The sequence below is a fragment of the Mucilaginibacter sp. PAMC 26640 genome (assembly GCA_001596135.1).
Classification (GTDB): Bacteria; Bacteroidota; Bacteroidia; order Sphingobacteriales; family Sphingobacteriaceae; genus Mucilaginibacter.
Window position 1 is genome coordinate 864306 of sequence record CP014773.1, and the last position, 13234, is coordinate 877539.

General features: G+C 43.0%; 11 protein-coding genes. 9 read left to right on the plus strand and 2 right to left on the minus strand.

All coding sequences use genetic code 11. From position 1 onward, the window contains the following. Nucleotides 1-50: 50 nt before the first annotated feature. Nucleotides 51-1865 carry a hypothetical protein gene (locus tag A0256_03750; protein AMR30598.1) on the minus strand — a complete coding sequence of 605 codons (1815 nt, stop codon included), beginning with the start codon at nt 1863-1865 and terminating at the stop codon, nt 51-53. A gap of 145 nt (nt 1866-2010) precedes the next feature. On the opposite strand from A0256_03750, the gene A0256_03755 reads away from it, so the two are divergent. From A0256_03755 to A0256_03795, 9 genes are all read left to right on the plus strand, one after another. Continuing rightward, nucleotides 2011-3462, plus strand: coding sequence for a tRNA-2-methylthio-N(6)-dimethylallyladenosine synthase MiaB (locus A0256_03755; protein AMR34419.1), 1452 nt, complete (start codon nt 2011-2013; stop codon nt 3460-3462). 123 nt (nt 3463-3585) lie between these two features. Continuing rightward, nucleotides 3586-3909 (plus strand): hypothetical protein, encoded by a 324-nt coding sequence (locus A0256_03760; protein AMR30599.1) that lies wholly within the window; start codon nt 3586-3588, stop codon nt 3907-3909. A gap of 72 nt (nt 3910-3981) precedes the next feature. After that, nucleotides 3982-5244, plus strand: coding sequence for a sigma-54-dependent Fis family transcriptional regulator (locus tag A0256_03765; protein ID AMR30600.1), 1263 nt, complete (start codon nt 3982-3984; stop codon nt 5242-5244). A 13-nt stretch (nt 5245-5257) separates the two neighbouring features. Continuing rightward, nucleotides 5258-5782: a hypothetical protein gene (locus A0256_03770; protein AMR30601.1), complete on the plus strand. Its 525-nt coding sequence runs from the start codon at nt 5258-5260 to the stop codon at nt 5780-5782. A gap of 21 nt (nt 5783-5803) precedes the next feature. Next, the gene (locus tag A0256_03775; protein AMR30602.1) at nt 5804-7909 is read left to right on the plus strand and encodes a hypothetical protein; all 2106 of its coding nucleotides are present in this window, start codon (nt 5804-5806) and stop codon (nt 7907-7909) included. A gap of 11 nt (nt 7910-7920) precedes the next feature. Continuing rightward, on the plus strand, nt 7921-8271 hold the full coding sequence (locus A0256_03780; GenBank protein ID AMR30603.1) for a preprotein translocase subunit SecG: 351 nt from the start codon (nt 7921-7923) through the stop codon (nt 8269-8271). Nucleotides 8272-8508: 237 nt separating this feature from the next. After that, nucleotides 8509-8802, plus strand: a complete 294-nt coding sequence (locus A0256_03785) for a co-chaperone GroES (protein AMR30604.1) — start codon at nt 8509-8511, stop codon at nt 8800-8802. A 109-nt stretch (nt 8803-8911) separates the two neighbouring features. Further along, a complete protein-coding gene (gene groEL / locus A0256_03790; protein AMR30605.1) occupies nt 8912-10552 on the plus strand; it encodes a molecular chaperone GroEL in 1641 nt (546 codons plus the stop codon). 354 nt (nt 10553-10906) lie between these two features. Next, complete coding sequence (locus A0256_03795; GenBank protein AMR30606.1) at nt 10907-11692, plus strand: Ion channel protein; 786 nt, start codon at nt 10907-10909, stop codon at nt 11690-11692. A gap of 192 nt (nt 11693-11884) precedes the next feature. Here the strand turns inward: A0256_03795 and A0256_03800 are convergent, their stop codons facing one another. Then, the gene (locus A0256_03800; GenBank protein ID AMR30607.1) at nt 11885-13231 is read right to left on the minus strand and encodes a cell division protein FtsB; all 1347 of its coding nucleotides are present in this window, start codon (nt 13229-13231) and stop codon (nt 11885-11887) included. Between the last annotated feature and the right edge of the window lie 3 nt (nt 13232-13234).

Consider the following 13234-nt stretch of genomic DNA (forward strand, 5'->3'; position numbering starts at 1 on the left):
CGAAATGAAACAGCGGCTTCGACTGCCGGTATTTAGTCTTCCCAACAATCTCAACTCTTTTTCTTAGCTTCTTTTCGCCGTTTCTCTAGTTCCTTTTTAAAATCTTTATCCAACTGCTCCTTTCGCTTCGTGGCATCCTTAAGCAATCTCTCCTGCTCTTTTTCGGTTTTACCGTTAGTTTGCTCGTCGAATTTCTTTTCTTCAGACTGGCCAATGCCAGCACAAGGCTTTATACCGCTTAATAATGACTGCCATACCGTTTTAAAAAAGGGGAAGTTTTTTGGCCGGATAAATAAAAAATTTGCTGTGCGTGGAGTAGTGCTGCCGTCATCAGGGTTGTCGTGCTTTAAAATTATCGTGTTGGCGAGTGCACTAAGCAGCGTTTTTTTAGAATAGTCGGCATTTAGCAGGTCAACTTTCAGATCATTATACAAAAACGAAACTTTGCCCGAGGACACGTTTTGATTGCCATGAATAGCGAAGTACAAGCTTTTGGCTCGGCCCGACGTTATTTTGGCCAGGGATAAAGGCATAATTGCCGGGTTAACAAGTTTCATATCCATTGGCGCTAAGCCGCCGTTGAAACTATAACTGTAAGCAGAATCGCGTAAATTAAAATCAAAGCGCAGCTTAAATTTCGCCTTACCCATAAAATAGCTGGTTAGGTTAGCTGTACAGTTGGCATTCCTTTTTAGTAACTCCTGTTTATTGGTCATATTTAAGAACCGCCCATTAGTGCTGGTAAAAAAGATAACGCCAGTCTTTTTTGACTTTTTATTATATTCTTTATAGGTAAAGCGGAGCTGCTTCAGATCCAACGTATCTGCATTTACATTTGTCTTTACCAGGTTCCGGAGTGCCCAGTTGGGGAAAGTAACCACCCTGTCTGATGATTTTAGCTGTCCGTTATAATTACTGAAAATCTCAAATTCACCCTTATCAATTACAATGCGGGCAACATCCAGTTCCTGGCTTTTCTGGAAGTTCAGGTAATCGAAATTATTAAAACTGACCGTGTTCAGTTTCAACAGCATCAGATCGTCCTGCCGTTTCTTGAAGAAGGTCATATGATCTGCGGGTTGTAAGTTGACCCCTGCAACGGTTAACAGCGCTGTTTGGGTAGAAAGCTTTACCGATTTAACACTAAAATTATACATGCCATCGGCAGACCGGCTCTTATAATTATGCAGTTCTGCTATTACATCTTTGCAATAAAAAAAACGGGAAGTGTCGGTTTGGGTGGCGGAATCAATTAGCAGATCAACCGCCTTTAAATTGAGTTCTTTAAACTGCGATACAGCAACTTTAGGTAGAGCGTAGTCTTTATACACCAATTTTACTTCATCAAACCGTATTTCACCAACATTAATTACTTTAAGGGATTTGGAGATCTTTTGCCAAAGGGTACGGCTATCTTTTGTATCCTTATTAGTTGTCTGATTGCGATGGTAAGTCAGGATCAGATCAGGCTTATTTAAAGTGATAAGGCCAATGTTTAGTTTCTTTTTAAAGTAAAGCGTAAACGGATGCAGATCGCTAATTACCAAGCGGTCTACATGCAGTTCATACAGGTTATTGGGCGCATTACCCGCCAGTTTTTTCCGGTTGTACACATTGGTATCAGCTTGCAACCTGATATCGTGCAAAACTGCTTTGCCTTTAAAGAGGCTAAAATCCAGACTTTTGATATCAATATGATAGAGATTATCGCTGCTTTTTGCTACCTCGGCCTTGATCTTACCGACTAGTATAGGCGAAAGATAAAAGTTTATAAAAGCGCCGACCACAAGCGTTAGGCCTAATAGGGAAAGCAAAATAATTGCCGCAATTTTTTGCCACCTGTGTGCGAATAATCTATTGCCCATTATAGTTGTTTTGTCGGTTATTTGATAGCTGGCTTTTTGATGTATTAGTATTTAACAACAAATTATTCATTTTGTTAACCGCTGACAAACTGTCACATCTTTATCTAAAAATTTGTATTTTTGCTCCTCAATTATGATGGATACAATGGATTTGCTTATTCCGGACAAGGCGCATGACGAAAGCAGGCAGGGCGAAGCTTTGGTGCTGGAACCTGTTATTGGTAAAAACAACGGTCGAAAACTGTATATAGAAAGTTATGGCTGCGCCATGAATTTTTCTGACAGTGAGATCGTTGCTTCGATACTTTCTGAAAAGGGTTTTGAAACCACTAATGATTTTAATAATGCCGATGTGGTTTTTATTAACACCTGCTCTATTCGCGAAAATGCCGAAGTACGGGTGCGTAACCGGTTAAAAGAATTTGCCGGTGCCAAGTTTAAAAATCCGGGAATGGTAATAGGCGTTTTGGGCTGCATGGCCGAACGTTTAAAAGCAAAGTTTTTAGAAGAAGAAAAATTGGTAGATGTAGTAGTTGGCCCCGATGCCTACCGCGACTTGCCTAATTTGATAGAACAGGTAGATGGCGGGCAGCGTGCGGTAAACGTTTTACTGAGCCGCGAAGAAACCTATGCCGATATCAGTCCGGTGCGTTTAAACAGCAACGGCATCAATGCATTTGTATCAATTATGCGGGGATGCGACAACATGTGCTCGTTTTGCGTGGTACCATTTACCCGCGGCCGCGAACGTAGCCGCGATGCCGTATCTATAGTTGCCGAGTGTACCGACCTTTTCAATAAGGGCTACCGTGAGGTAACCCTGCTGGGGCAAAACGTGGATTCATATAAATGGAGCGGACAACCGGCAGAAGGCATTGAGCAAATTAAAGTTGGTGAGGAAATAAAGATTGTCAACTTCGCAAATCTGCTGGAGATGGTTGCACTGGTTAGTCCGGAACTTCGGGTGAGGTTCTCTACCTCGCATCCAAAAGATATTACCGACGAGGTGCTTTATACCATAGCCAAATACGATAACATTTGCAATTACATACACCTGCCTGTGCAAAGTGGCAATAGCCGCGTGCTTGAGCTGATGAACCGTACTTATACCCGCGAGTGGTATATCAACCGGATAGATGCTATCCGCCGGATCATACCGGAATGTGCCATCTCTACAGATATGATCACCGGTTTTTGTACCGAAACAGATGAAGAGCATAATGATAGCGTAAGCATGATGGACTACGTAAAATATGATTTTGCGTATATGTTTAAATACAGTGAGCGCCCGGGAACGTTAGCAGCCAAACGCTATGCAGATGATATCCCGGAGGTAATCAAACAATCCCGCTTAGCGCAGATCGTTGCCAAACAGCAGGAGTATTCGTTCTACCGGATGCAGGCACGTATCGGCAGGGTGGAAAAAGTACTGATAGAAGGCTTCTCCAAAAAATCTAACAATGATTATTGCGGCCGAAGCGATCAAAACGCGATGGTGATCTTCCCGGTACGGGAAGATTACAAACCGGGGCAGTATGCAAACGTTTTAGTTGAACGCACCACATCTGCAACGCTGATAGGAAGAATATTGGAATAGAGGGAAGAGGTCAAGAATCAGGAGTCAAGAAAAGGAAGTAGATAGATCAGCAAAAACTAAAGGATAAATATCTGAAAAAAGTTGAGACATAATTTTAAGAGTTTGAAAATATGGCAAAGATCCATGGACTTGACCGACTTTACCCATGTATATTGCAAGGGTCTGCCGCCCGACGAACGCTTTAATCTTATCGATCAACTCAACAGATGTTCCTGCTCAATCCCATCCAATATAGCGGAGGGATCTGGAAAAAGGACGAAAATTCATTTTGGTGAATTTTTAACAACAGCCTTAACTTCAGCATTTGAAGTAGAAACACAATTACTGATTTGTGAAAGAAGAGCATATGGCTCAAAAGAAAAATTAAATGAATGTTTAGCGTTGGTGGTTGAGGTTCAAAAGATGATATTTTCTTTTAGGGAATATATTTTGAATGGAAACGATTAACTCAATCAAGATTGGTGGAGCAAGTCTTTTTTTCTTGTCTCTTGGCTTCTTGATTCTTGCATCTTATTAAGCATGGAAATACAAGAAATTAAACAGCGCTTTGGGATCATCGGCAATTCGCCGCTGCTTAACCGGGCAATAAATATAGCTAACCAGGTAGCGCCTACCGATATTTCGGTTTTAATTACCGGCGAAAGTGGTAGTGGTAAAGAGGTGTTTTCACACATCATCCACCAAATGAGCCCGCGGAAACATGGCCCGTTCATAGCGGTTAATTGTGGAGCCATACCTGAAGGCACTATCGACTCTGAATTATTTGGGCACGAAAAAGGGGCATACACCGGTGCCGTTGGCGAGCGTAAAGGTTATTTTGAAACCGTAAACGGCGGCACCATATTTTTAGATGAAATAGCCGAAATGCCTTTGGGTACCCAGGCACGCTTACTGCGCGTTCTGGAATCGGGGCAATATATCCGGGTAGGATCATCCAAAGTAGAAAAGACTAATGTGCGTGTTATTGCTGCTACCAATGTAGATGTATATGATGCGGTAAAAGCGGGTAAATTCCGTGAGGATTTGTACTACAGGCTAAACACTGTGCCTTTGCGCATTCCACCACTGCGGGACAGGAAGGAAGATATATTTTTGTTGTTCCGTAAATTCACATCAGACTTTACTGCTAAATACCGCTCGCCGCCTATCCAGCTGGATGAAGATGCACAGCAGGTACTAACCAACTACACCTGGCCGGGTAACGTGCGCCAGTTAAAGAACATGGCAGAACAACTTGCTGTGCTGGAACGCGACCGCGTAATTACGGCAGCTACCCTGCTTACCTATATTCCGCATGAAACCGGCCGCAGCAACCTGCCAATGCGCCTGGATAACCAGCCTAAAGAAGACTTTTCTGAAAGGGATATCCTGTACAAAGTACTTTTTGATATGAAACGTGACATGGTGGAGCTAAAAAAGCTGGTAGCCGATATTATAGAACACGGCGGCGTTAGCACCAACTATCAAAACCATTCGCAAACCATAAACCAGTTATACCGCGATATAGAATTGCCGCCGAGTAACTTTAAAGAGCCACAATTTACTTTACAACAACCCGTTAATAACAACACAGCCAGCAATAATAACACCAGCAATACCGATGCTTTCAATATTACGCAGGATGCGGAAGAAGTAGAAGAATCGCTGTCGTTAATAGATAAAGAGTCGGACCTGATTCGTAAGGCGTTAAAAAAACACAAAGGAAAACGTAAGCTTGCCGCCAATGAGCTGGGCATATCAGAACGTACTTTGTATCGTAAAATTAAAGAGTTAAATTTATAGTTATCGATAGTATATGATAAGAAGACTCTTCTTTAGCGCGCTGTTGTTAGGTGCAATCATGATGGTATTTAACTCATGCTCGTACAAAATATCGTTAAATGGTTCGGCTATCCCGCCTGATCTCACTACCATCAACATCCAGTATTTTGAAAATAATGCTCCGCTGGTTGTAAATACGCTCAGTCAGCAATTCACCGAAGCGTTAAAGAACCGCATTCGTACGCAAACCAATATCAGCATTGTGCGCGGTGAGGGTAAGGCAAGCCTATCAGGTGCTATTGTCGGCTATACCATTGCACCAATATCAATCGAGGCAACCAATAATAATACAGCGCCAATAGCAGGTGCCAGCCGCTTAACCATTACGGTAAACGTAAAATTCGTTTATGATGCCGATAAAAAGCTTAGTTTTGAGCAAACATTTAGCCGATTTGCAAATTTCACAGGCGATATTAATTCCCAGGAGCAGGCGCTGATACAGGATATCAATAAGCAGCTAACTGAAGATATTTTCAATAAGGCTTTTAATAATTGGTAAGCAATTTATAGTTTTAACGAAGTGGATCAAAACATAAATAACAGGCATAAAGAAATTTTGTGGGATTTGCTGGCCAATCCGGCCGAAAATGGCCAGTTGTACAGAACCACGCTGGAACGTTTGGTACAGGATAACCCGCAAAGCGGTTTGCTGCAGGTTATGTTTGCCCGGTCTGCAGCAACAGCCGATATGAATAAGGCCTCAGCTTATTTCAGCCCTAAAGCGCTTCACAAGATCATGTATGATCCGGATGGCTTGCTGCCCGTATCACGCGAAAGGATCAACATCTCGTTAAATGACAAACAATTTTCCAATCCTGAAAACTACTTTAATATTGGCCAGATTGCCGAGGCCGAACCGTCTGCACAGCTAAGCGAAGCACCGGTTGCGGAAAACGAAAGTTTAATTACGCAGGATCTTTCCCAACCCGCCGCCCTGGTAATGTTAAATGAAGAAGTAGCAGCAGAAACAGACAATCCTCCTGCACTTCCGCCACATACCGAAGACGATAATTACCAGGAACCTGTACAGGATTATATTGCCCCGGTGACTTTAGAGGCTTATGAAGCTATTACAGCCGAACCGGCACAGCCCGAAACCGAAATACCGCAGCAGATTGAAAGTAAACCAAACACTGACACGCAAAACTTAGGGTTAAACTCACCGGAGGTTGAATCTTTTGAGCCAGAAGAAGCTGAGACAACGTCGCCGGTGACGGAGGTAGAACCGCCAAATATTGCTCCGGAACCTGTGATTTATCAATGGCATCAGCCATCGAATGAGGCAGAGGATGACGAGGATCCGTTTTACGATCCTTGGGACATGTCAAAGTTGGAAGACGCACCGGAAATTGCCGTACCTGTATACCAATGGCAAACAGAGCCCATGACAGAAATTACTATCGATGAGGCAACGGGCGTTGAAACTGCTGTGCAGCCGGAACAAACTTTAGAACCTGTAGATGCAATAACCCCGCAAGCCCCTGTAACGCCAGTGGCTGTTGAAGCCTTTAAAGTGGCAACTTACGATCATTCGCTTTCCGGTTATGAGCAGGCCGGATTTGATGCCGCACTGCAAGCACCCGATAATGAAAAACTTGGAGAAGTATCTTCATTTGATCACTATCGTACCGAAAATGTATTCCATCATTCCGATGATATTGATGATGAGGTTTTTGACGAGATTGTAAGTATTGATGAAATAGGTGTTGTAACGATTGGAAACAAATTTGCTGAAGATTCTTCAGCCGGCAATGAAATTCCATTAGATGCGGGCTCAGGAGAGATAGCAACCCAGCAAAGCTTTATAGACGATGAAACTGAAAGGCTGATCTATGGCAATATAGCTGCTACTGACTACCTGTCTTTCGATAAAAAGCTTGATGAGTTACGCAGCGGGATCAAGGCACCGCGCACTGCAGATGTACCGGCAACCCCTCCAGCTGAAGAAAATGCACCGGCAGCTGACATTCCTGTTGCACCCATCGCTGAGGTTGCACCACAGGCGGCTGCCATATCTGTTGCGCCAGCAGAATTACCTGCTCAGCAGGCAGCCTTACCAGAACATGAACCTGATGTGGTTGCCAAATATAACGATGAATCGCTGCCGTACAGTTTTATGTGGTGGCTGGATAAAACCCGTAAGGAACATGCCGGCACAACGCAGCCTTATGTAGCCGCTACGCCGACACCGCCCAATAGCCCATTTAGGCCTGAGTTTAATCCATCGCAGGAAACTTTGGTGCAAAAGCCAATTCCGGATGAATTGCAGCAGCAGTATTATGCTAATATATTCAGCCTTACCTCGGTTAGCAGCATCGGCGATGCAGAACCACCTCAAATTGCATTTGATCCGGATAAAAAAGAAGACGTGATCATCGAGCGTTTTATTCATACCGATCCGCACATCAAGCCATTAGCCGCCGACAAACTGGATAATGAAAACAAGGCCAAGAAGAGTTCCGAGGACCAGGATATTATGGTGACTGAAACACTGGCCCGTATTTACGGCGACCAGATGCTATATCATAAAGCCATAGCTACTTATAAAAAATTGCAGTTGAAAATCCCGGAAAAAAAGCTTTACTTTGCATCCCGGATTGAACAGTTAGAAAAGAAAATCAATTAATAAATAAAGAAATGTACCTAGTTTTAATCATTATCACCATCATTATATGCGTGCTTTTAGGCCTTATTGTTTTGATACAGAACCCTAAAGGCGGTGGTTTATCATCAAATTTTGCAGGCTCATCTCAATTAATGGGTGTACAAAAAACCGGCGATTTCCTTGAAAAAGGCACCTGGGTTTTGGCTATCAGCATTATGGTTTTATCATTGATCATTAATGTATCTGTTAAAGGTGGCGCACAAAGAGGTGATGATTCAGAAACAAAGAAACTAATTCAGAACGCATCTAAGCCAAGTGCATCAGCTCCGGCAGCTGCTCCGCTGAACTTGCCGGCTACAACACCAGCACCGAAAAAACCATAATCATTACGTTTTTAAAATAGCTTTTAAAGGCCCTGAATATTCAGGGCCTTTATTGTTTACGCCCTGACACGATGACACGCGGCTATTAACTTAATGTTACGGTCGGCTGGCAAGCAGACAAATGGCTGACAATACAACAGAAAAACATGCCAATCAAGGCCTTTTTAAACCCTTGGCATAATTGATGTGATTCCCATCAACGTAAACTAAAAATTATAAATTCAAATTAATAGTACTATGTCATTAAACATTAAACCCTTTGCAGATAGAGTGGTTGTTGAGGCCGCAGCTGCTGAAACTAAAACCGCTTCAGGTATCTACATTCCTGAAACAGCACAAGAAAAACCACAAAAAGGAACTATCGTAGCAGTTGGTCCGGGCAAATATGCAGATGTGTCTGGCGTATTGATCCCAATGACCGCCCAGGTTGGCGATTCAATTTTATATGGCAAATATGCCGGTACCGAGATCACTCTTGACGGTAAAGAGTATCTTATCATGCGCGAATCTGATATTTACGCGGTGCTATAATTAGTGAATGCCCGAATGACTGAATTAGTGAGTAAGCTTCCTAATTCATTATCCGGAACAAAGTCAATCACTAATTCAATAATTTACTAATTCAAAACTTAAAACAAATATGGCAAAGCAAGTTAAATACAATGTTGAGGCACGCGACGCTTTAAAACGCGGTGTTGATATTTTGGCTAACGCAGTAAAAGTAACGTTAGGCCCAAAAGGCCGTCACGTAATTATCGATAAAAAGTTTGGCTCACCAAGCATCACTAAAGATGGTGTAACTGTAGCTAAAGAAATCGAATTAAAAGACCCTATCGAAAACATGGGTGCACAAATGGTTAAAGAAGTTGCATCAAAAACTGCTGATATTGCAGGTGATGGTACAACTACTGCTACCGTTTTAGCACAAGCTATTGTTACAGCAGGTATCAAAAACGTTGCAGCCGGCGCTAACCCAATGGATTTGAAACGTGGTATCGACAAAGCTGTGGCTGCTGTTGTTGCTGATCTTAAATCTCAAAAACAAGATGTTGGCGATGATTTCGGTAAAATCAAACAAGTAGCATCTATCTCTGCAAATAACGATGAAGTTATTGGTGAGATGATTGCTGATGCAATGAAAAAAGTTGGAACCAGCGGTGTTATCACTGTTGAAGAAGCAAAAGGTACGGAAACTGAAGTTAAAACTGTAGAAGGTATGCAGTTTGACCGTGGTTACCTTTCTCCTTACTTCGTAACCAATTCAGATAAAATGGAAGTTGAGTTAGATAACCCATACATCCTTATCTACGATAAAAAAATCTCTTCAATGAAGGAATTGCTTCCTATCCTGGAGAAACAAGTTCAAACCGGCAAACCATTGCTGATCATTGCTGAAGACTTAGATGGCGAAGCATTAGCTACATTAGTAGTAAATAAGATCCGTGGCTCACTGAAAGTAGCTGCTGTTAAAGCACCTGGTTTTGGCGATCGCCGTAAGGCTATGTTAGAAGATATCGCTGTATTAATAGGCGGTACCGTGATCTCTGAAGAAAGAGGCTACAAATTAGAAAGTGCTGACCTGAGCATGTTAGGCCAGGCTGAGAAAATTTCTATCGATAAAGACAATACTACTATCGTTAACGGTAATGGTGATGCAGAACTGATCAAAGCCCGTGTTGGCGAGATCCGTGCGCAGATAGAAACTACTACTTCTGATTACGATAAAGAAAAATTGCAGGAGCGTTTAGCTAAATTAAGCGGTGGTGTTGCTGTATTATACATAGGCGCTGCTTCTGAAGTGGAAATGAAAGAAAAGAAAGATCGCGTTGACGATGCTTTACATGCAACCCGTGCGGCTGTTGAAGAAGGTATTGTTGCAGGTGGTGGTGTTGCTTTCATCCGCGCAGTTGCTGCTTTAGCTGAATTGAAAGGTGCTAACGACGATGAGAACACTGGTATCCAGATCATCCGTCGCGCTATTGAAGAACCACTTCGTCAAATTTGCCAGAACTCTGGTATCGAAGGCTCTATCGTGGTTCAAAAAGTTAAAGAAGGTACAGGTGACTTCGGTTACAATGCCCGTACTGATGTTTACGAAAACTTAATTGGTGCCGGTGTTATCGACCCAACTAAAGTAAGCCGTGTAGCATTAGAAAACGCTGCGTCTATCGCTTCAATGCTGTTAACTACCGAGTGTGTGTTAGCAGATGATCCGGAAGATGAAAAAGGTGGCGGTATGCCTCCAATGGGCGGCGGTGGCGGCATGGGTGGCATGATGTAATCATCCCCCTCGTCCTGCAAAGGATTTGTTAAGACCCTTGTATACAAAAGTATACAGGGGTTTTTTCTTTTAAAGGGACTTTAACTGAAAATAAACGTTTAAACACATTATCCACAAGCTTTTTGCTCTGTTAATAGATCCGTATAAGAGAATTAAGCGTAATTAGGTTAACACAGGGGCTAATGCTGTAATTAGGCACAGCATTTGAATACCCCACAGTATTATGAAAAACCTCAGAAATAAAAAGACACAGATTCATAGCCGCATTGTAGAATGGGTGCTGTTTAAAGGCCCTGAGCTATTCGTGGCCATGTATAGCTAGTCAACAAAAAAACATTAATTTTGGCTCCTGTTATGGAGCTAAAAGAATTTTATCACACCATCCACATCTGGCTTGTGGAAAGCGGACCAAAGTACGTAGCCGGAATAATTCTTTTCTTTGTCGGCATTTGGGTGATCTCCTTCATGAGGATGCGCATCACCAAAAGAATGAGTACCCGCAACGTTCATTCTTCATTGCAACCCTTTATTTTAAGCCTTTCCATCACCGCGCTATATTTTATACTGGTATTTTCAGTATTGAATATCGTAGGTATCCAACTCACTTTCTTGAGCACTGTAATTGGCGCGGCAGGCGTGGCAGCAGGTCTGGCATTATCAGGAACCTTACAGAATTTTGCCGGAGGAGTGTTGATCTTGCTATTAAAACCTTTTGAGATAGAAGACAGCATCGTGGCACAGGGGCAGGATGGCAGAGTAACCTCCATCCAGATTTTTTATACTGTGCTGATCACAGCAGACAATAAAACGGTAATTATCCCCAATGGTAAACTGTTTAATGAAGTGATCGTAAACGTTACGCGGGAAGGCAAGCGACGACTTGATTTTGAAATAAAACTGGGTTACGCCGCACCGGTAAACCAGGTAAAACAAGTCATTAATGATGCGATAAAAACTATCCCGGCCATACTACCCGATCCGGCCCCACGTGCAGGCGTGGTAGCGCTGGAAATCGACGGCATCAAGTACACCATCAATGTTTGGGTGCAACCCGCAAACTTTCTGACTACCAAAATAGAACTTCAAGAGAAAATAGTAATAGGTTTAGCCGCCGCCGGCGTTAAACTGCCGGGAACCTAGGAGAGAAGAATCAGGTAGAAAGAATCAAGATAGCAAGAGAGAAGACTGCAAAAAAGAAGAGTCAAGATACCAAGAGCCAAGAATCAAGAATCAAGATCAACACTGCTACCGATTCTTTCCTCCTGATCTTGCCTCTTGGCTCCTGATTCTCGGCTCCTGATTCTTGCCTCCCGCTCCCCGCTCCTCACTCCCCTATATCCGCTGCTTGGCTTTCAACTCTAAATACCTGTTAATGGTGTTGATGGTCAAATTTTGCGGGGTACTTAGTATAGACTGTATGCCGTGTTTAGCTAATTCTTTTACAATCAGCTTTTTATCGTACGCAAATTTTTCCGCAATTGTTTTTATGTAGACTTCCTCCACATCTGAGGCAGGGGTCTCGGTTAACTGCTTCAATTCGGTGTTCTCGAAAAACACCACCAGTAATAAATGAAAGCGGGCAATCCGTTTCAGAAAAGGTAGTTGCCTGTGCAGGGCGGGCATACTTTCATAATTGGTGAAGAATACCACCAAACTACGCTGCTTTATAACCCCGCGAATAGTTGTGTAAAGTGCCTCCATATTGGTTTCGAGATATCGGGTGCGCTCTTTGTACAGCACCTCCAAAATCTTATTGATCTGCGAATGCTTTTTATCGGCAGGTAAAACCGAACCAACTTTTTCGGCAATGGTGATCAACCCGGCCTTATCCTCCTTTAGCAATGCTACATTGGATAGTACCAGGCTGGCATTAATAGCGTAATCCAGCAGGCTCAATTTTTCAAAAGGCATCTTCATCACCCGAGATTTATCAATAATGCAATACACCTGCTGCGATTTCTCGTCGGTATAGGAATTTGTCATCAGCGTACCCTGCCTGGCCGATGCCTTCCAATTGATGTTGCGGTAATCATCTCCCGCCACATAAGTTTTAATCTGTTCAAACTCCAGGCTTTGCCCCAGCCTGCGGATCTTTTTGATCCCTATCTCATTCAACCTGTTAGATATCGCCAGTAATTCATATTTGCGCATCTGCAAAAACGATGGATAAACCGGCAGCGTTTCTGCCTGGTCGAAATTATACCGCCTGCTGACTAACCCCAGCGGACCACAGGCAAATACCCTTATGGCGCCAAACACATATTCGCCGCGTTTAAGCGGCCTTAGTATGTAGTTAATGAGTTTGTGCTCGCCTGCCGTTAAAGTGGTTTTAAACCACACATCACGCTTCTGGAACTGCACAGGTATCTCATCAATGATCCCCACTGAAATGCCGAATGAATACCTGTTCTCAATATAAATACCCAATTCATTATCATCGCTGTTGCTCAACCGCTCCGGCGCATGCCGTTTGGCAAAAACAGCATTGGGTAACCGATATAGCATCAGCAGATCTACAAGCGTCAACAATACAATGGCCCAAAAGAAGATTCCAGGAAGATCGCCCAGCCAAGGGAAAAAGAACGAAAAAACAAAGAACACCACACTGCCTGCCAGTGCCGCAAACAAGCGGTTGGTTAAAAAAAGATTGGTATAAAACAGATCGATCAGCTTTTTCACCGG

Excerpts from the sequence above, each read along its gene's own strand:
- A0256_03760 (AMR30599.1), top strand. The coding sequence starts at position 3,586 with ATGGACTTGACCGACTTTACCCATGTATATTGCAAGGGTCTGCCGCCC.
- A0256_03795 (AMR30606.1), top strand. The coding sequence starts at position 10,907 with ATGGAGCTAAAAGAATTTTATCACACCATCCACATCTGGCTTGTGGAA.
- A0256_03755 (AMR34419.1), top strand. The coding sequence starts at position 2,011 with ATGGATTTGCTTATTCCGGACAAGGCGCATGACGAAAGCAGGCAGGGC.
- A0256_03750 (AMR30598.1), bottom strand. The coding sequence starts at position 1,865 with ATGGGCAATAGATTATTCGCACACAGGTGGCAAAAAATTGCGGCAATT.
- A0256_03785 (AMR30604.1), top strand. The coding sequence starts at position 8,509 with ATGTCATTAAACATTAAACCCTTTGCAGATAGAGTGGTTGTTGAGGCC.
- A0256_03765 (AMR30600.1), top strand. The coding sequence starts at position 3,982 with ATGGAAATACAAGAAATTAAACAGCGCTTTGGGATCATCGGCAATTCG.
- A0256_03780 (AMR30603.1), top strand. The coding sequence starts at position 7,921 with ATGTACCTAGTTTTAATCATTATCACCATCATTATATGCGTGCTTTTA.
- groEL (AMR30605.1), top strand. The coding sequence starts at position 8,912 with ATGGCAAAGCAAGTTAAATACAATGTTGAGGCACGCGACGCTTTAAAA.
- A0256_03770 (AMR30601.1), top strand. The coding sequence starts at position 5,258 with ATGATAAGAAGACTCTTCTTTAGCGCGCTGTTGTTAGGTGCAATCATG.